The sequence below is a fragment of the Streptococcus hongkongensis genome, from assembly GCF_053206145.1.
On record NZ_JBRUGD010000015.1, the window covers coordinates 1 to 17760 of the forward strand.

Annotated in this window: 17 protein-coding genes, 1 pseudogene and 1 other annotated feature; of the genes and pseudogenes, 12 read left to right on the plus strand and 6 right to left on the minus strand. The window is 32.7% G+C overall.

Translation table 11 applies throughout. The annotated features are described in order from the left end of the window. Window positions 1–139 precede the first annotated feature (139 nt). A complete protein-coding gene (locus ACVRZD_RS08980; RefSeq protein ID WP_037626583.1) occupies window positions 140–1012 on the minus strand; it encodes a YitT family protein in 873 nt (290 codons plus the stop codon). A gap of 103 nt (window positions 1013–1115) precedes the next feature. After that, window positions 1116–1353 (plus strand) — a binding site (T-box leader). A gap of 45 nt (window positions 1354–1398) precedes the next feature. Between ACVRZD_RS08980 and trpS the strand changes: the two genes are divergently transcribed. After that, window positions 1399–2421 (plus strand): tryptophan--tRNA ligase, encoded by a 1023-nt coding sequence (gene trpS, locus ACVRZD_RS08985; protein ID WP_037626584.1) that lies wholly within the window; start codon window positions 1399–1401, stop codon window positions 2419–2421. A gap of 233 nt (window positions 2422–2654) precedes the next feature. Then, on the plus strand, window positions 2655–4136 hold the full coding sequence (gene guaB, locus ACVRZD_RS08990) for an IMP dehydrogenase (protein ID WP_037626585.1): 1482 nt from the start codon (window positions 2655–2657) through the stop codon (window positions 4134–4136). A 177-nt stretch (window positions 4137–4313) separates the two neighbouring features. Here guaB and recF read toward each other — a convergent pair whose 3' ends face one another. Then, window positions 4314–5408: a DNA replication/repair protein RecF gene (gene recF / locus ACVRZD_RS08995; RefSeq protein WP_037626586.1), complete on the minus strand. Its 1095-nt coding sequence runs from the start codon at window positions 5406–5408 to the stop codon at window positions 4314–4316. Window positions 5409–5410: 2 nt separating this feature from the next. After that, window positions 5411–5815: a S4 domain-containing protein YaaA gene (gene yaaA / locus ACVRZD_RS09000; RefSeq protein ID WP_037626587.1), complete on the minus strand. Its 405-nt coding sequence runs from the start codon at window positions 5813–5815 to the stop codon at window positions 5411–5413. A gap of 377 nt (window positions 5816–6192) precedes the next feature. Here yaaA and yfmF point away from each other — a divergent pair, with 377 nt between their 5' ends. The 9 genes and pseudogenes from yfmF to tnpA all read left to right on the plus strand — a co-directional run. Further along, complete coding sequence (gene yfmF, locus ACVRZD_RS09005) at window positions 6193–7437, plus strand: EF-P 5-aminopentanol modification-associated protein YfmF (protein ID WP_037626589.1); 1245 nt, start codon at window positions 6193–6195, stop codon at window positions 7435–7437. Next, window positions 7438–8718, plus strand: coding sequence for an EF-P 5-aminopentanol modification-associated protein YfmH (yfmH, locus tag ACVRZD_RS09010; RefSeq protein WP_447450446.1), 1281 nt, complete (start codon window positions 7438–7440; stop codon window positions 8716–8718). 50 nt (window positions 8719–8768) lie between these two features. Continuing rightward, window positions 8769–9749 carry a helix-turn-helix domain-containing protein gene (locus tag ACVRZD_RS09015; protein WP_037626590.1) on the plus strand — a complete coding sequence of 327 codons (981 nt, stop codon included), beginning with the start codon at window positions 8769–8771 and terminating at the stop codon, window positions 9747–9749. A 9-nt stretch (window positions 9750–9758) separates the two neighbouring features. Then, window positions 9759–10301, plus strand: coding sequence for a CDP-diacylglycerol--glycerol-3-phosphate 3-phosphatidyltransferase (pgsA, locus tag ACVRZD_RS09020; protein WP_037626591.1), 543 nt, complete (start codon window positions 9759–9761; stop codon window positions 10299–10301). 2 nt (window positions 10302–10303) lie between these two features. Then, window positions 10304–11143, plus strand: coding sequence for an energy-coupling factor ABC transporter ATP-binding protein (locus ACVRZD_RS09025; RefSeq protein WP_037626592.1), 840 nt, complete (start codon window positions 10304–10306; stop codon window positions 11141–11143). Then, window positions 11119–11961 (plus strand): energy-coupling factor transporter ATPase, encoded by an 843-nt coding sequence (locus ACVRZD_RS09030; RefSeq protein WP_037626594.1) that lies wholly within the window; start codon window positions 11119–11121, stop codon window positions 11959–11961. Before ACVRZD_RS09025 ends, ACVRZD_RS09030 begins: the two co-directional genes overlap by 25 nt. Continuing rightward, entirely contained in the window at window positions 11954–12760 is an 807-nt protein-coding gene (locus ACVRZD_RS09035; RefSeq protein ID WP_037626596.1) for an energy-coupling factor transporter transmembrane component T family protein, read from the plus strand. The genes ACVRZD_RS09030 and ACVRZD_RS09035 overlap by 8 nt, the downstream gene beginning before the upstream one ends. Before the next feature lie 124 nt (window positions 12761–12884). Next, window positions 12885–13514, plus strand: coding sequence for a transglycosylase SLT domain-containing protein (locus ACVRZD_RS09040; protein ID WP_037626597.1), 630 nt, complete (start codon window positions 12885–12887; stop codon window positions 13512–13514). 173 nt (window positions 13515–13687) lie between these two features. Then, a pseudogene (tnpA, locus tag ACVRZD_RS09045) lies at window positions 13688–14088 on the plus strand (IS200/IS605 family transposase); the annotation flags it as partial. Between the two features lie 88 nt (window positions 14089–14176). On the opposite strand, the gene ACVRZD_RS09050 reads toward tnpA, so the two are convergent. The 3 genes from ACVRZD_RS09050 to sdaAB are packed head-to-tail and all read right to left on the minus strand — an operon-like array spanning window position 14177 to window position 16395. Beyond that, the gene (locus tag ACVRZD_RS09050) at window positions 14177–14815 is read right to left on the minus strand and encodes an HAD hydrolase-like protein (protein WP_037626598.1); all 639 of its coding nucleotides are present in this window, start codon (window positions 14813–14815) and stop codon (window positions 14177–14179) included. Between the two features lie 24 nt (window positions 14816–14839). Further along, window positions 14840–15712 carry an L-serine ammonia-lyase, iron-sulfur-dependent, subunit alpha gene (gene sdaAA / locus ACVRZD_RS09055; protein WP_037626600.1) on the minus strand — a complete coding sequence of 291 codons (873 nt, stop codon included), beginning with the start codon at window positions 15710–15712 and terminating at the stop codon, window positions 14840–14842. Between the two features lie 11 nt (window positions 15713–15723). Continuing rightward, window positions 15724–16395 (minus strand): L-serine ammonia-lyase, iron-sulfur-dependent subunit beta, encoded by a 672-nt coding sequence (gene sdaAB / locus ACVRZD_RS09060; RefSeq protein WP_037626601.1) that lies wholly within the window; start codon window positions 16393–16395, stop codon window positions 15724–15726. Window positions 16396–16640: 245 nt separating this feature from the next. Between sdaAB and mnmA the strand changes: the two genes are divergently transcribed. Next, window positions 16641–17759 carry a tRNA 2-thiouridine(34) synthase MnmA gene (gene mnmA, locus ACVRZD_RS09065; RefSeq protein WP_037626602.1) on the plus strand — a complete coding sequence of 373 codons (1119 nt, stop codon included), beginning with the start codon at window positions 16641–16643 and terminating at the stop codon, window positions 17757–17759. The last annotated feature ends 1 nt before the right edge of the window (window position 17760 follow it).

The following is a 17760-nucleotide window of genomic DNA, read 5'->3' on the forward strand; positions in this document are numbered from 1 at the left end:
CGTTCATCAATAGAAATAATAAAATCAATCATCCTAGTCACCTCACTTCTAGTTTACTACTTTGACTGATTTTGTCATTATGAATCTTGATTTCTGAAAACAAAGCTTTCTTCATGCGTTTGTCGTGGGGTGATAACTATTACATTGGTAATAAAACATCTTCATCTTCACGTTTATAATGTTTTGTTAAACTAAAACCTCGCCCAATAACATGTGCCGCAGGCATAACCACAACAAAGGCAGTGTCATCAAGTTCAGTAATTTTTTCTTGAAGGGAGGGAAATTCATAAGTAGAAATAACAGCCATTAACATGATATTATCTTTTGTTGTATATCCACCTCGGATTGGAATTTTAGTAACACCACGATCCATGACTTTTTGGATATATTCTTTGATTTGACTATATTCTTTTGAAATGATGATGACATTTTTGGATGAATTAAAGCCTGTTTCCATAACTGTAATGACATACCCAATTACTAAAAGACAGATTGTAGAATACATTACATCATCAGCAGATAGAGCTAAAAATCCCATAGCAACACTTATTCCATCAACAATAGTCATTGCAATTCCTAGGCTTAAAGGAGAAAATTTATGTAAAATTTGAGTTAGTATACCAGTTCCTCCCGTAGATGAATTACCCCAAAAAACCATGCCTATTCCTATTCCAACAATAATACCACCAAATATTGCTGCTAAGAGTTGATTATGGGTGATACTAGGTAAAAAATTGGTAACTCTAATGGCAATTGGATAAATCCAAGAACCATATAAAGTTTTAACAAAATTTTGTCTTCCCAAGAAAAAATAGCATAAAAAAAGAAGTGGAATATTGCTTAACATTAAAAATAAAGATGGACTAATGCCAAATAATACTTTCATGACAACTGAAATACCAACCATGCCACCAGCAGCAATATGATTGTCCACAAACATAGTATTAAAGCCAATTGCAGTAATAAATGTTCCAATTGTAACAAAGACTATGTCCTTTATTTTACTTTTCATTATTCTATTCTCTCCTTGTCGTGAAAATAATACCATTATCTACTATGAATTAACCTTATGTCAAGGGATTTTTATTAACTTGACAAAAAAATTTTTTTTTCATAAAATTAAAGCTAATTAGAAGAGTAGTCTATCGTATTTTTAAAGAGAGTTAGTGGGGCTGGGAACTAATAAAATAAATAGATGAATTGGGCTAATGTATTAGTGAGATGAATCAATAAATCTCAGGAATGGCACCCCTTACAGTGCAACTTCTTATATATAAAGAAGAAAAGATAATATCATAATATTGGTATTAATTGAGGTGGTACCGCGTATTCAATTGTAATAACGCCCTCACGCAAATAGCGTGAGGGCTTTTCTATTATTAGTTATAGGGAGAAAAAATGTCGAAACCAATTATATTAACAGGAGATCGACCAACAGGGAAACTACATTTAGGCCATTATGTTGGTTCATTGAAAAATCGTGTTATCTTGCAAAATCAAGATAACTATAAGATGTTTGTTTTCTTAGCTGATCAGCAAGCTTTAACAGATCATGCAAAAGAATCTGAATTAATTCGTGATTCTATTGGAAATGTAGCATTAGACTATTTATCTGTAGGTTTAGATCCTAATAAATCAACGATTTTTATTCAAAGCCAAATTCCAGAACTCGCTGAATTAACAATGTATTATATGAATCTTGTTTCATTAGCCCGCTTAGAACGCAATCCAACAGTGAAGACAGAAATTGCACAAAAAGGATTTGGGGAAAGTATTCCAAGTGGATTTTTAGTATATCCTGTTTCCCAAGCAGCAGATATTACAGCCTTTAAAGCAAATCTTGTTCCAGTTGGAAATGATCAAAAACCTATGATTGAACAAACAAGAGAAATTGTAAGAAGTTTCAATAATACTTACCATACAAATTGTTTAGTAGAACCAGAAGGGTTATATCCTGAAAACGAGGGGGCTGGTCGCTTACCTGGTCTCGATGGTAATGCAAAAATGTCCAAATCTTTAGGAAATGGTATTTATTTGTCTGATGATGCAGATACAGTTCGCAAAAAAGTGATGAGTATGTATACTGATCCAAATCATATTCGTGTTGAAGATCCAGGTAAAATTGAAGGAAATATGGTCTTTCATTATCTAGATATTTTTGGTAAAGAAGAAGATAAAGCTGATATCCAAGCAATGAAAGAGCATTACCAAAATGGTGGATTAGGAGATGTCAAAACAAAACGTTATCTTTTAGAAATCTTAGAACGTGAATTAGCACCAATTCGTCAAAAACGGTTAGAGTATGCTAATGATATGGGTGAAGTTTTCCGAATGTTAGAAAAAGGTAGCCAGAAAGCACAAGCTGTTGCGGCACAAACACTGTCAGAAGTAAAAAAAGCTATGGGAATAAATTATTTCTAATGATTAAAAAGTTGCAATTAATATTGTAACTTTTTTTAACGAACTTTTTAATTTAATACAGTAACATTTTCCTTTTGCAACAATAAATGATGGACTTATTTATTGATTCTTTTAAAAATTGAAAATATTTCTTAATTTATTGACAAATTTGCTTAGCATGATATGATAGTAACAATAAAAAAATAGACTGGGCTATTATCCCCTATAACAATAGAGAAAAGAGGATCATTTTAATGTCAAATTGGGAAACAAAATTTTTAAAAAAAGGTTATACCTTTGATGATGTTTTACTTATTCCTGCAGAGAGTCATGTCTTACCTAATGAAGTTACTATGCAGACTAAGCTTGCTAAAAATTTAACATTAAATATTCCGATTATCACTGCTGCCATGGACACTGTTACTGATAGTAAAATGGCAATTGCTATTGCGCGTGCAGGTGGACTTGGTGTCGTTCATAAAAATATGTCAATCACTGAACAAGCTGAAGAAGTTCGAAAAGTAAAACGTTCAGAAAATGGTGTTATTATTGATCCTTTTTTCCTAACACCAGCACATAAAGTTTCTGAAGCTGAAGAACTTATGCAACGTTATCGAATATCAGGTGTTCCCATTGTTGAAACATTAAATAATCGTAAACTTGTTGGTATCATTACAAATCGTGATATGCGTTTTATTAGTGATTATGATGCACCAATTTCAGACCATATGACAAGTGAAAAATTAGTTACTGCTCCTATTGGGACTGATTTAGAAACAGCAGAACGGATCCTTCATGAACATCGTATTGAAAAACTACCGTTAGTTGACGATAATGGTCGTTTGTCAGGACTTATTACAATTAAAGATATTGAAAAAGTTATCGAATTTCCCAATGCTGCAAAAGATAAATTTGGACGTCTCTTAGTTGCTGCAGCTGTAGGGGTAACTTCAGATACGTTTGATCGTGCGGAAGCATTATTTGAAGCTGGAGCTGATGCTATTGTTATTGATACTGCACATGGTCATTCAGCAGGAGTCTTGAGAAAAATTTCTGAAATTCGTGCCTACTTCCCAGATAAAACCCTAATTGCTGGTAATATTGCAACATCTGAAGGAGCACGTGCTCTTTATGATGCAGGAGTTGATGTTGTTAAAGTTGGTATTGGTCCTGGATCTATTTGTACAACACGTGTTGTTGCTGGGGTGGGTGTTCCACAAATTACAGCAATTTATGATGCTGCTGCTGTTGCGCGTGAATACGGTAAGACTATTATTGCAGATGGTGGTATTAAATACTCCGGAGATATTGTTAAAGCACTTGCTGCAGGGGGAAATGCTGTCATGCTTGGTTCAATGTTTGCTGGAACTGATGAAGCTCCTGGTGAAACTGAAATTTTCCAAGGTCGTAAGTTTAAAACTTACCGTGGTATGGGATCAATTGCAGCAATGAAAAAAGGATCAAGCGATCGTTACTTCCAAGGTTCAGTAAATGAAGCTAATAAACTTGTCCCTGAAGGTATTGAAGGTCGTGTGGCTTATAAAGGTGCTGCTTCTGATATTGTTTTCCAAATGTTAGGTGGTATTCGATCTGGTATGGGTTATGTTGGTGCTAACACTATTAAATCATTACATGAAAATGCACAGTTCATTGAAATGTCAGGCGCTGGTTTAATTGAAAGTCATCCACATGACGTTCAAATAACCAATGAAGCACCAAACTATTCAGTTCATTAACAAAAAGAGTCATCTTTAGATGACTCTTTTTAGTTTACACATATTGTCAACCAATGACAATATGTGTAAAGAATACTGTATTATAACAAAAAAAACACTTATATTTTTTGCTATAAATATATTATTCAGTGTAAATTAACTGTAAATAATATTGTCAATTAAAAATAAAAACAGACCCTAGTCTGCTTTTATTTTACCATTAGTTACCTGAAACGTCTTAATTGTTTCAGGGAGTTGTGAAAGATGTTCTAAACTTGTTGTAGTAATAAATGTTTGAACATTTTCTTGAATAACTGCTTCAAGTAGTTTTGTCTGTCTCGTATTATCTAGTTCACTCATGACATCATCCAGCAAAAGAATTGGATTGTCTCCAGTTAGGGTTTTCATTAAACTAACTTCAGCCATCTTCAAAGAAAGTATTAAACTGCGGTGTTGTCCTTGACTAGCAAAGTTAGCATTTATTCCACTGATGAAAAATTCAATATCATCTCGATGAGGTCCAGTACTTGTATTTTTTCTAAAAATATCACGTTGTCTATTTTTTTCTAGTTGTTCCATAAATTTTTCTTGGATGAGATCATTTTGACTAGTATCAATAGAGGATAAGTAAGAAATTTGCAAGCTTTCTAACTTATTTGAGATGGCTTTATGATGTTTGTCAGCTTCATTGGCGAGATTAGTAATGAATTGGATTCTTTGTTCAATAACACGACTCCCATAGAAGGCAAGCTGTTGGTCTAAAACAATTAAAAAATCAAAATCTATTGTTTTAGCTGATTTTAAATAAGCATTTCTCTGTTTTAAAATATGATTATAGTTTGATAGATCTGATAAATAAACGGGTTTAATCTGGCCTAAATCTATATCAATGAATTTTCTTCTGAGTCCAGGAGCCCCTTTGACTAATTGTAAATCCTCAGGTGCAAAAAGTACAACCATCATAGTTCCAATATAGTCGGAAAGCTTTGCTTGTTTTAAAGTATTTATCTTTGTAGTTCGGCCTTTATCAGATAAATTAATTGCTAAACTAATATTGCCAGAGAGACGATTTAGATTACCTTCTATAGATAACTGATCTGTTGAAAATTTTATTAGTTCTTTATCAGATCTAGTTCGGTGACTTCTTGTTAATGCAATGAAATAAATAGCTTCTAGGATATTTGTTTTGCCTTGGGCATTATTTCCAATAAAGACATTTAAACCTTCAGAAAAACTGATATTTAGTGAATCATAATTTCTAAAATGCTGTAATTTTAAGTCTTTTAACCACATTATTATGTACCAGGAAATTTAACAGCTGTACTTTTACCTGATTTAGTCTGTCTAGTCTTAGTATTACTAATTTTTCTTTTATTTCCTTGCGTTTTTTTTGTGCTTTTTAATGATTGATTCATTTCCTTTACTATTTTTGCGACACGTTTTTTCTCTTCTTCTGCTTCCTTGTAATCCTCTAATTCTTCTGGAGTTGGTTCAAGAAGAGTTATTGTTAAATCTTGTTCAGGTAAGGTGATGATATCACCAATTCTTATTTTTTTTCCTCTTCTTTTTTCATCCTCTCCATTAAATAAAACAGTATGATTTGCTAAAAAGCTTTTGATTGCTCCACCACTCTGAATAATTCCTAATTCTTTTAATAAGGCTTGTAATGTTATAAATTCACTAAATAATTTGTATTCCATAATAATATCTCCAATTTTCAAGTCACATTATTATAGCATATTTTGAGAATAATATTTAATCATCAACATCCTACATTAGGCCTTTTTAGAATTAGCATGTTAATATTATTAGATGCAATTTTTTGACATCATTATAAAAGGGTGTATAATAAAAATGAATTGTTTCTGCTTGAAATCAGTTATAATTCTCACATTCATGACCTCGCAAATTTATGAGTGTTTTCCTTTCATATTAAAAGGAAAAAATAATAAAAAGGGTTGGTTTTTCTCAACCCTTTTAGTGGCTAAAAATTCATAATATTTAGGTTAAGTTACCTAATAAAATGGTTAAAAATGTTATAATTTATAGAAACATATATTTTTTATAAGGATGTACTATGAAAATTGTTGAAGGTGTACAACTTCACTTTATTAAGACAAAGCAATATAAATCAAATCACATTACAGTTAGATTTTCTGGTGATTTAAATCAAAAAACAGTGGCTAAACGTGTATTAGTCGCACAAATGCTGGCAACAGCTAACGAAGAATATCCTACTACACAAGCTTTTAGACAAAAGTTAGCTCAATTATATGGTGCAAGTCTGTCAACGAGAGTATCAACCAAAGGTCTAGTGCATATAGTTGATATTGATATTAGTTTTGTTCAAGATAAGTATGCTTTCAATGGTGAAAGTGTTCTTGATGAAATGATTCAATTTTTGAGGGGAATCCTATTTTCTCCTCTTCTTTCTGTTGCACAGTATCAACCAAAAGTATTTGAAATTGAAAAAACAAACTTAATAACTTACTTAGAGGCAGATAAGGAAGATTCATTTTATTATAGTTCATTAAAAGCTAAAGAATTATTTTACAGCGATGAAAATCTTCAACTCTCTAAATATGGAACAATTGATTTAGTAAGTAAAGAAACGGCCTATACTAGTTATCAAGAATTTCATCATATGCTGATGGAAGATTGTATTGATATTTATATGGTTGGGGATTTTGAAGAGTATAGAGTCGTACAGCAATTGCATCAATTTCCATTCGTAGATAGAAATAAAAATCTAAACTTTATATATAAACAAGATTATATTAATGTTGTTCATGATACAAAAGAGCTAAAAGATATTAATCAATCAATATTACAAATGGGTTATCATTTTACTGCTGACTTTGGATCAAAAAATCATTATGCATTGATTATTTTAAATGCTTTGCTTGGCTCATTTTCACATTCTAAGTTGTTTACAAAAATACGTGAGGAAGAGGGAATAGCTTATAGTATTGGTAGCCGTATGGATATTTATACTGGCTATATGGACATCTTTGCTGGAATTGACAATAAAGATCGAAAAAAAGCTTTACAACTTATTATCAAAGAAGTCAATGATATCAAAATGGGAAGATTTTCAAGTAATTTAATTCAGAAAACAAAATCGATGATTGTAAACTCTGTAAATCAATCACAAGATAATTGTAAAGTTTTAATTGATAGAATGTATATTATTGACTATGTTGACAGTGATTATCAATTAGATATTTGGATTGATAAGATTAATAAGATAAGTAAACGTGATATCGTAAAAGCAGCAAATTTATTAAAACTACAAGCACTTTACTATCTAGAGGGTAAATAAATGACATTACTAAGGAAGATAACATTCAATAAATTTGATGAAGAAGTTCACTATACTAGGCTTAAAAATGGATTAGATATCTTTATTATTCCAAAAACAGGGTTTAAAGAGAAAACGGCTATGTTGACAGTCGATTTTGGTTCTGTTGACAAAAAGTTTACACTTAGAAATAGATTATGGGATAATCCCGAAGGGATTGCACATTTTCTGGAGCACAAACTTTTTGAAGATGTTGATGGTGAGGATGTATCACTTAAATTTACGCAGTTAGGAGCTGATGTCAATGCATTTACAACATTTGATAAAACATCCTATTATTTTTCAACCTCTGAAAATTTCATAGAAAGTTTGACTTTGTTACAGGAATTGGTAATGTCAGCTAGCTTTACAGAAGAATCTGTCAATAAAGAAAAGAAAATTATAGCTCAAGAAATTGACATGTATGCTGATGATGCTGATTATCAAGCTTATATTGGAATCTTGCAGAACTTATTTTCGGGTACAAGTTTGGCCGATGATATTGCTGGTAGTAAAGAATCAATTAATCAAATAACGACTAAAATTTTAAAAAGGAATTATAATTATTTTTATAAGCCTAATAATATGAATTTATTAATTGTTGGTGATGTTGATATTGAAGAAACTTATTCAGCAATCGAAACCTATCAAAAAAAATTCCGTGCAAGAAAACAAGTAGAAAGAATTGATGATGTAATCTACAATCCCGTTGTTAAATCTAATTCTAAAAGCATGGAAATAATGAATTCTAAATTAGTTGTTGGATTCAGAGGACAAAAAGTTTCAAATAATCTTTCCTTATTAACCATAAAAATCGCTCTACGACTTGCAATGTCAATGTTATTTGGTTGGACATCCAAAACATATCAAACTTGGTATGAGCAAGGAAAAATTGATGATTCGTTTGATATAGAAATTGAAATTAATAATAATTTTTCTTTTGTTCTAATTAGTTTAGATACTAATCAACCGATTGGTATGTCTAGCGAAATCAGAAAAAAAATCAAAAACTGTAATAGCTCAGATGATTTCAATCAAGAGCATTTTGCTATTTTAAAACGTGAAATGTATGGTGATTTTTTACAGAGTCTAGATAATGTGGAACAAATCGCAAGTCAATTCAATCTTTTTCTAACGAATCAAGATACTTATTATGATATACCAGATATTTTAGAAAGTATCCAACTTGATGAAGTATTGACTATAGCAGAGGATTTTTTCAAACAAGCAGAGGAATCAGATTTCACAGTCTTTCCAAAATAGTTAAAAGTTTGCTATAATGGAATTATTATATTATTTTTAGAGGTACCTGTATGAGAGAAAAAAGTCTTGGTGAGATTCTACGGAAGTCTCGAGTGGGAAAAAATATTACTTTGGATGATATTGAAAATATAAGTGGCATTTCTTCACATTATCTATTAGCAATGGAGTTAGATCAATACAAAATCATTCCAGAACATAAATTAGATCAATTTTTGAAACAATATGCGGAAATAGTAGGGTTAGATTTCACTATTATAAAAAATAAGTATATTGAGCAAATGGCCCAAAAAAGTAATAGCCAAGAGCCAAGTGTTACTCAAATTGTTGAAAATAAGTTAAGTCATCGTATTGAAGATAAAATTTCGTTTTCAAGACAAGCTAAAGCAAATGATAGTAAACCTCAAAAAGATGAGTTAAAAAGTAAAAAAGAAGATTATTCAGAGAATACTTCCTTTGAAAATGATGATCACGTTTACTTTGAAAGTTCAAGACAAAGTAGAATAAGTCAAAATCAAAAAAAATCAAAATCAATCTTTTTAGTAATTTTATTGACAATAATAGCATTGATCATTTTTGCTTTTTTATTCTTTGCAGTTTGGCAACAAATGAATAAGGAAAACAAAGCAAAAAATTTGCAAACAGAACAGGTTACGAAGAGTGTATCATCACAAAATAAAACTGAGACTTCTAGTAGTATTCAGCCTAAAACAGAAATCACAAGCCAAGGTCAAGATAATTACTTAGAAGCAACAGTAAAAAAATCAAAAGAATCAGTCAAATTGACTGTATCTTTAAAGGATACTGAAAGCTCTTGGATTTCATTAACAAATTCTGATATTGGAGAAACGGGTATTACTTTGACCAAGGAAAATCCGACTTATTCTACAACTATTGATAAAGACGTTAGTGAAGCATTGTTGACTTTAGGAATAACACAAGGTGTATCTGTTTTAATTGATGGTCAACCACTTGATTTAAGTCCTATTACTGTTACTGATACGAGTTATATCACTTTAAAATTTCAAAAGTAAGGTAAAAAAATGACAAAAAAAGAAAATATTCCAAACATATTGACCTTAATTAGAATACTTATGATTCCAATTTTCTTATTAATAACAACCTTATCACATTCTTTATCTTGGCATATAGTAGCTGCGGTAATTTTTGCTGTCGCTAGTTTGACAGATTACTTAGATGGTTATTTAGCTAGAAAATGGAAAGTTGTTACTAATTTTGGTAAATTTGCAGATCCATTAGCTGACAAAATGCTTGTTATGAGTGCTTTTGTTATGTTAGTTGGTGCAGGTTTAGCTCCGGCATGGATCGTAGCAATTATCATCTGTCGTGAATTAGCTGTAACAGGTTTGCGCCTTTTATTAGTTGAATCAGGAGGTACTGTTCTTGCAGCTGCCATGCCAGGGAAAATAAAAACAATGTCACAAATGTTATCCATTATTTTCCTATTTTGTCACCTAACTATAATTGGAAATATTCTCCTTTATATTGCTTTATTCTTTACTATTTATTCAGGATATGATTACTTTAGAGGAGCAGGCTTCTTATTCAAAGATACCTTTAAATAAAAATGACAAATATTATTGAAGTTACGAATGTAAAATTTAAGTACCATGAAGACCAAGAAAGTTATACTTTAAATAATATTTCGTTCCACGTGAAACGTGGGGAATGGCTCTCCATTATTGGGCATAATGGTTCTGGAAAATCTACTTCTGTTAGACTATTAAATGGAATTTTAGAAGCTGAAACTGGAACAATCATGGTAGATGGTGAGATATTATCAGAGTCTAATGTTTGGAATATTCGACAAAAAATTGGTATGGTTTTTCAAAATCCAGACAACCAATTTGTTGGGGCAACTGTAGAAGATGATGTTGCATTTGGTCTAGAAAATAAAGGTGTTAATCATCTAGAAATGGAAAGTAGAGTCCAAGAGGCTCTAAATTTAGTTGGTATGAGCCAATTTAAAGATAGAGAACCTTCTAGATTATCTGGTGGACAGAAACAAAGAGTTGCAATAGCTGGCGCTGTTGCCTTGAGACCAATGATTATCGTTCTAGATGAAGCTACAAGCATGTTAGACCCCAAAGGACGATTGGAACTGATTAAAACAATTCAATCAATTAGGAAAGAGTATGATTTGACAGTTATTTCAATTACACATGATTTGGACGAAGTTGCTTTAAGTGATAGAGTTCTAGTCATGAAAAACGGTCAAATTGAATCAAGTTCTACTCCAGAAACGCTATTTTCACGAGGCAATGACTTATTAAACTTAGGATTAGATGTCCCATTTTCAAGTACAGTTATCAATTTACTAAAAGAAGAGGGCTATCAAATTGAAGACGACTACCTTTCAGAAAAGGAATTAGAAAATCAATTATGGCAATTAATTTCCAAAATATAAGCTATACATACCAGGAAGGGACTCCTTTTGAAGGGCGTGCCCTTTTTGACATTAACCTTGATATTATTGATGGCTCTTTTACAGCTTTTATAGGACATACAGGATCTGGGAAATCAACGATAATGCAACTTTTAAATGGACTTTTGGTTCCAAGTAAAGGGATTGTTACTGTTGACGGTCAAAAAATTACGAATCAATCCAAAAATAAAGATATCAAAATGGTTAGAAAGCATGTCGGATTGGTTTTTCAGTTTCCAGAAAGTCAATTATTTGAGGAAACAGTTTTAAAGGACGTTGCTTTTGGTCCGCAAAATTTTGGAGTATCCAAAGAAGAAGCGGAGTCAATTGCACGTGAGAAATTGGCAATGGTTGGTATACCAGAAAATTTATTTGAAAAAAATCCATTTGAACTATCTGGTGGTCAAATGAGACGCATTGCAATAGCTGGGATATTAGCTATGCAACCTAATATTCTTGTACTTGATGAACCAACAGCGGGATTAGATCCCAAAGGACGACGAGAGTTAATGTCACTCTTTAAAAATCTTCATGAGTCTGGGTTGACAATTGTATTAGTAACACATCTGATGGATGATGTTGCTAACTTTGCCGATTTTGTTTACATTTTAGAGTCTGGTAAAATCATTAATAGTGGTCTTCCAAAAGATATTTTTCAAGATGTTGACTTGCTTGAACAAAAGCAACTAGGCGTACCAAAAGTAACAAAATTTGCTCAAAATTTGGTCAAAAAAGGAATGAATTTACCTTATTTACCTATTACTTTAGATGAGTTAAGAGAGGTATTAAAGCATGGATAAGCTGATTCTTGGAAGATACATACCTGGAGATTCAATTATTCATCGTTTGGATCCGCGCAGCAAATTATTAGCGATGATTGTTTATATTGTTATCATCTTTTGGGCAAATAATTTGATAACTAATTTAATTATGTTGTTGTTTACAGTAATTATTGTTCTTTTATCGAAAATTAAGTTTTCTTTTTTCTTAAACGGTGTAAAACCAATGGTTGGAATAATACTTTTTACAACATTTTTCCAAATATTTTTTACGCAATCTGGAAATGTATTATATCACTTTTGGATAATAAAAATTACTGATTTTGGCTTAAGTCAAGCATTGTTAATATTTATGAGATTTGTCTTGATTATTTTCTTTTCGACTCTCCTAACTTTAACAACTACACCTCTTAGTCTATCTGATGCTGTTGAATCTTTACTGAAACCACTTGAACCTCTTAAAGTACCAGCTCATGAGATTGGATTAATGTTATCATTAAGTTTACGTTTTGTACCTACTTTAATGGATGATACTACTCGAATTATGAACGCACAAAAAGCCAGAGGTGTTGACTTTGGTGAAGGAAACCTTATCCAAAAAGTCAAATCGATTATTCCAATTTTAATTCCCTTATTTGCATCAAGCTTTAAACGAGCTGACGCTTTAGCCATTGCTATGGAATCACGAGGATATCGTGGAGGAGATGGTAGAACTAAATTCCGTCTTTTAAAGTGGGATTTGAAGGATACAATTGCATTAATATTAGTTATTATTCTAGGTATAGTATTATTTATGTTAAAAAACCAAAATATTAACTAGATGTAGTATAAAAAATTCAGAATTCTTTATAAAATAAAATATCTCTGTAACATTTTTAATATAACTTATATACGTAGGTAACATACTTAGGCTATTATGTTAGTTAGAGAAAAAGAGGTATTTTATGTATAGAATTAAAAATCTGAAACAAAGTTATGTTGGTTTTGGGGTACTAGCATTTGCAATTGGATTATTAGCTTTAGTGTTTGCATTTTCTAGTAAACAAGTTGATACAGAGTCATTTGCTAAAAAACCTGAAACAAAAATTGTAAAAAGAGTAAAAAAATCAAAAGTTGTAGAGGCTTCTTCAACAAAATCTGAACCAAGTTCAAGTGAACAAGCAGCAAGCTCTTCCACAGAAGCTTCAGTAACTCCAGAAGCATCAATTCCAGAAGCTACTTCAGTTGAGCAAGTTCAAACTGCTCCTACTCAAGTACCTGTAGCATCAGTACAAGGAACACAAGTACAACAGTATTCGGCAACTCAAGTTTACCAATCAAATGGAAATACAGCAGGTGTTATAGGAAGTCAAGCAGCAGCACAAATGGCTGCAGCAACTGGTGTCCCACAATCGACGTGGGAAGCCATTATTGCTCGTGAGTCAAATGGTAATCCTAATGTATCAAATGCTTCAGGAGCTTCAGGACTTTTCCAAACGATGCCAGGTTGGGGTTCAACTGCTACTGTTCAAGATCAAGTTAATTCAGCAATAAAAGCATATAACAACCAAGGTTTATCTGCTTGGGGTTATTAAAAAGAAAGGATTCTTTATTAAGAATCCTCAGAGTGAAGACAAAGTATAGTCTTCACTTTTTTAATGGCTTCCAGCCAGTTTTTCTCGTATAGAAAAACAAGAAAACCACCAGCTAAGCTAGTGGCTAAAACCAGTTACAGTTTATCACATACAAAATAAGGCAGGATTTGATTGAAATTTTCCGTCATCTATGTGAATACAAAGGTGTGGAAATCATAGAAGGACACATGATGCCCAGCCATGTTCATATGCTTGTCCTTATTCCACCAAAACTTGCGATTTCAGATTTTATGGGATACTTGAAAAGTAAAAGTGCTTTGATGATATTTGATAAATATGCTAATTTAAAGTATAAATACGGGAATCGCAAGTTTTTGGCGAGGGGATACTACGTCAGTACAGTTGGATTGAATGAACAAATTGTAGCGAAATATATATACGTGAGCAAGAGAAAGATGACATTGCGCTTGATAAGTTAAGTGTAAAAGAATATGAAGATCCGTTTTCTGACGGAGGATTCAGGACAAGAAAAAAGCCCGTTGTTACGGGCATCAGTCAAGTAACAAAAGCATAGCCTGAACGAAGTTCAGCGAGCGTCTTTAGACGTCGCTGGAGAGAAACGGCTTATAGCCGGTGTACAAGCCACCCGTTTTCACGGGTGGTTACGATTTTATGGATAATAAGGAGAGAACGTCACTTGGTGTATTAGCAATCAAATTAGCTCCATTAGCCAAAAGGTCATCCTGAGTACCAAATCCCCAAGTTACTCCTAAAGTATTAATACCAGCTTCTTGACCACCAATCATGTCGAATTTTGTATCACCAACAATAATAGCTTCGTTTGGCTTGATTTGATTTTCTATTAAACAAGCTTTGATAACATCAACTTTTAAAAATCTTTCTTTTTCAGATCCATAAATCTTTTTGAAGTAGGAACTAATTTTTAATTCTTCTAACATTATTTCTGCCATAGGCTGATGTTTACTTGTTGTGACATATAAATCATAATTTAAATCAAGAAGTGAGATTAATAATTCCTTGATTTCATTATAAAGATGAACTTGATAAACACCACTTTTTTTGTAGTATGCTCTAAAATGTTTAATAGCTTCTTCTACTTTACTACTTTCATTAAAATAGTCTAGAAATGTTGTTTCTAGTGGAGGGCCTATATAAGTTGACAAAGTTGTAATGTCTGGTGGAGAAACGTTTAAAGTTTCAAACGTATGAGTAAATGCATTTACAATACCTTTACTAGAATCAACTAATGTTCCATCAAGGTCAAATAATACAGCTGTCATCAGTCCTCCAATAGATACTTGGAGTTATTCTCCAAATATTTGTTTCATAAAATTTTGACCCGTTGGAGTTGCAGCTAAACCGCCTTCTGCTGTTTCTTTGAAAGCAGTAGGCAGAGCTGAACCAACTTGATACATGGCATCTACAACTTCATCAACTGGAATTTGTGATTCGATTTCAGCTAATGCCATATCGGCAGCAACAATAGCAAAACTTGCTCCAAGTGCATTACGTTTTACACAAGGAACTTCTACTAATCCTGCAACAGGGTCACATATTAATCCTAACATATTTTTGATAACAAATGCAATAGCTTGACTAGCCTGATAGGCACTTCCTCCAGCTGCTTTAACTAATGCAGCTGCACTCATTGCTGATGCAGAACCAACTTCAGCTTGACAGCCACCTTCTGCACCAGAAATAGAGGCATTATTACCAATAACCAATCCAAATGCTCCTGCTGTAAATAAGAAGTCTAATTGTTGATCCTCATCTAAGTTAAGTTTGTCAATTGCTGTTGCTAAAACTGCTGGTAAACAACCTGCACTTCCTGCTGTAGGTGTCGCACAAACTAATCCCATTTTAGCATTTAGTTCATTAACTGCCATGGCATTTCGAACAGCAGTTAAAATTGTAGTATCGCCGATAGTTTTTCCAGATTTGATGTAGTTATCCATTTTCAAAGCATCTCCACCAGTTAAACCACTGATTGATTTGGAAGGTGTCAAGCCATTGACAACGGACTCACGCATAACTTGTAAATTGCGTTTCATAATTGAAATGATTTCATCGCGTGTACGTCCAGTCATTTCGATTTCTGTTGCAATCATTAATTCTGCAACATTTCCATTATGTTGCTCTTGGGCTTGTTGAACTAATTCTTCAATAGTATAAAACATAAATTCTCTTTCTAGTCAAAGAAGTTGACATTGTGTAAATGTGGAATCTTTTCAATAAGTTTGATTGCATCTTGACAGTCTCGTGAATCGACCTCGATAATCATGATAGCCTTCTCTCCCGCAGCTTCACGTGTAACATTCATTTGAGCAATATTAATGTTGAAATCAGAAAGAACATCAGTTACATGAGCAATCATTCCAGGAATATCTTGGTGTACAATAATTATGGTTGGTGTATTCATTGATAAGGCTACTGAAAAACCATTTAATTCTGTTACTTTGATATTACCACCACCAATGGAAATGCCAGTTATACTCATCTCTTTATCACCTTTTTTAACTGAAATCTTGACAGTATTTGGGTGAGGAGCATTGCTATCTTTTAAAATATCCCAATAAATTTTGATTCCTTTTTGGTGAGCTATTTCAAGAGAATTTTTTATTTCTGGATTATCAGTATCCATCCCCATGATACCGGCAACTAGAGCCTTGTCAGTTCCATGTCCTTGGTAAGTTTTTGCAAATGAGTTGTATAAATGGAAAGTAACCTCATCTGGAATGTCACCAAAAATAGAATGGACAACTCTACCAATTCGAACAGCTCCTGCCGTATGACTACTAGATGGACCAATCATGACCGGTCCAATAATATCGAAAACGGATTGAAATTTTTGTGTTTTCATAAGCAACTCCAATTTTTATAATATAAGCTTATTATAACAGAAAAATGAAAAATGTCAGCAAAAAAGATAAAAAATTATTGTTATGATAAAAAATTATCGAACGTGGAATTAATTGGCAATTTCTACAGAAATTGTTATAATAAGTGAGCATTAAAATGCGCTTCAAAATCGACCTTCAAATCGACTTTTGAGACAACGACGACCTTCAAATCGTACGTTAAACGAAAAGATGGGAGAATTATTTTATGGACAACTCACACATACGTGTTGTGGTAGGAATGAGTGGAGGAGTTGACTCCTCTGTTACAGCTTTACTTTTAAAAGAGCAAGGCTATGATGTAATCGGTGTTTTTATGAAAAATTGGGATGATACCGATGAGTTTGGTGTTTGTACAGCTACTGAGGATTATAAAGATGTGGCAATTGTAGCAGACCAAATTGGTATTCCTTATTATTCAGTAAACTTTGAAAAAGAATATTGGGATCGCGTTTTTGAATATTTTCTTGCAGAATATCGGGCAGGAAGAACTCCAAATCCGGATGTGATGTGTAATAAAGAAATTAAATTTAAAGCTTTCTTAGATTATGCTATGACACTAGGTGCAGATTATGTGGCAACTGGACATTATGCACAGATTGAAAGAGATCAAGACGGTACTGTTCATATGTTGAGAGGAGTTGACAATGGTAAGGATCAGACTTATTTCTTAAGTCAATTATCTCAAAAACAATTGCAAAAAACACTTTTTCCGCTTGGTCACCTACAAAAATCTGAGGTAAGAGCAATCGCTGAGAAAGTAGGATTAGCAACAGCAAAGAAAAAAGATTCAACAGGAATTTGCTTTATTGGAGAGAAAAACTTTAAACAATTTCTGAGTCAGTACTTACCAGCCCAAAGAGGTCCAATGAGAACTGTAGATGGTCGTGATATGGGTGAACATGCAGGTTTAATGTACTATACTATTGGTCAACGTGGAGGACTAGGTATTGGTGGTCAACATGGTGGTGATAATCAACCTTGGTTTGTAGTTGGAAAAGACCTTTCACAAAACATCTTATATGTTGGTCAAGGATTTTATCATGAGTCACTAATGTCAACGAGCCTTAATGCATCAATGATTCATTTCACAAAAGACATGCCACAAGAGTTTACAATGACGTGTACAGCTAAGTTTAGATACCGTCAACCAGATTCGAAAGTAACGATTCACGTAAAAGACGATAAAGCAACAGTTATCTTTGATGAAGAACAAAGAGCCATAACCCCAGGTCAAGCGGTTGTTTTTTATGATGGACAAGAGTGTTTAGGTGGCGGAATTATTGAAATGGCCTATAAAGATGGTAAAGCTTGTCAATATATCTAAT

What these genes read in the sequence shown, in the direction of transcription:
- ACVRZD_RS09030 (WP_037626594.1), top strand. Translation starts at nt 11,119, where the DNA reads ATGGCAATTAATTTCCAAAATATAAGCTATACATACCAGGAAGGGACT.
- mnmA (WP_037626602.1), top strand. Translation starts at nt 16,641, where the DNA reads ATGGACAACTCACACATACGTGTTGTGGTAGGAATGAGTGGAGGAGTT.
- ACVRZD_RS09040 (WP_037626597.1), top strand. Translation starts at nt 12,885, where the DNA reads ATGTATAGAATTAAAAATCTGAAACAAAGTTATGTTGGTTTTGGGGTA.
- ACVRZD_RS09025 (WP_037626592.1), top strand. Translation starts at nt 10,304, where the DNA reads ATGACAAATATTATTGAAGTTACGAATGTAAAATTTAAGTACCATGAA.
- ACVRZD_RS09050 (WP_037626598.1), bottom strand. Translation starts at nt 14,815, where the DNA reads ATGACAGCTGTATTATTTGACCTTGATGGAACATTAGTTGATTCTAGT.
- pgsA (WP_037626591.1), top strand. Translation starts at nt 9,759, where the DNA reads ATGACAAAAAAAGAAAATATTCCAAACATATTGACCTTAATTAGAATA.
- ACVRZD_RS09015 (WP_037626590.1), top strand. Translation starts at nt 8,769, where the DNA reads ATGAGAGAAAAAAGTCTTGGTGAGATTCTACGGAAGTCTCGAGTGGGA.
- yfmF (WP_037626589.1), top strand. Translation starts at nt 6,193, where the DNA reads ATGAAAATTGTTGAAGGTGTACAACTTCACTTTATTAAGACAAAGCAA.
- ACVRZD_RS08980 (WP_037626583.1), bottom strand. Translation starts at nt 1,012, where the DNA reads ATGAAAAGTAAAATAAAGGACATAGTCTTTGTTACAATTGGAACATTT.
- sdaAB (WP_037626601.1), bottom strand. Translation starts at nt 16,395, where the DNA reads ATGAAAACACAAAAATTTCAATCCGTTTTCGATATTATTGGACCGGTC.
- ACVRZD_RS09035 (WP_037626596.1), top strand. Translation starts at nt 11,954, where the DNA reads ATGGATAAGCTGATTCTTGGAAGATACATACCTGGAGATTCAATTATT.
- yfmH (WP_447450446.1), top strand. Translation starts at nt 7,438, where the DNA reads ATGACATTACTAAGGAAGATAACATTCAATAAATTTGATGAAGAAGTT.
- trpS (WP_037626584.1), top strand. Translation starts at nt 1,399, where the DNA reads ATGTCGAAACCAATTATATTAACAGGAGATCGACCAACAGGGAAACTA.
- recF (WP_037626586.1), bottom strand. Translation starts at nt 5,408, where the DNA reads ATGTGGTTAAAAGACTTAAAATTACAGCATTTTAGAAATTATGATTCA.
- yaaA (WP_037626587.1), bottom strand. Translation starts at nt 5,815, where the DNA reads ATGGAATACAAATTATTTAGTGAATTTATAACATTACAAGCCTTATTA.
- guaB (WP_037626585.1), top strand. Translation starts at nt 2,655, where the DNA reads ATGTCAAATTGGGAAACAAAATTTTTAAAAAAAGGTTATACCTTTGAT.
- sdaAA (WP_037626600.1), bottom strand. Translation starts at nt 15,712, where the DNA reads ATGTTTTATACTATTGAAGAATTAGTTCAACAAGCCCAAGAGCAACAT.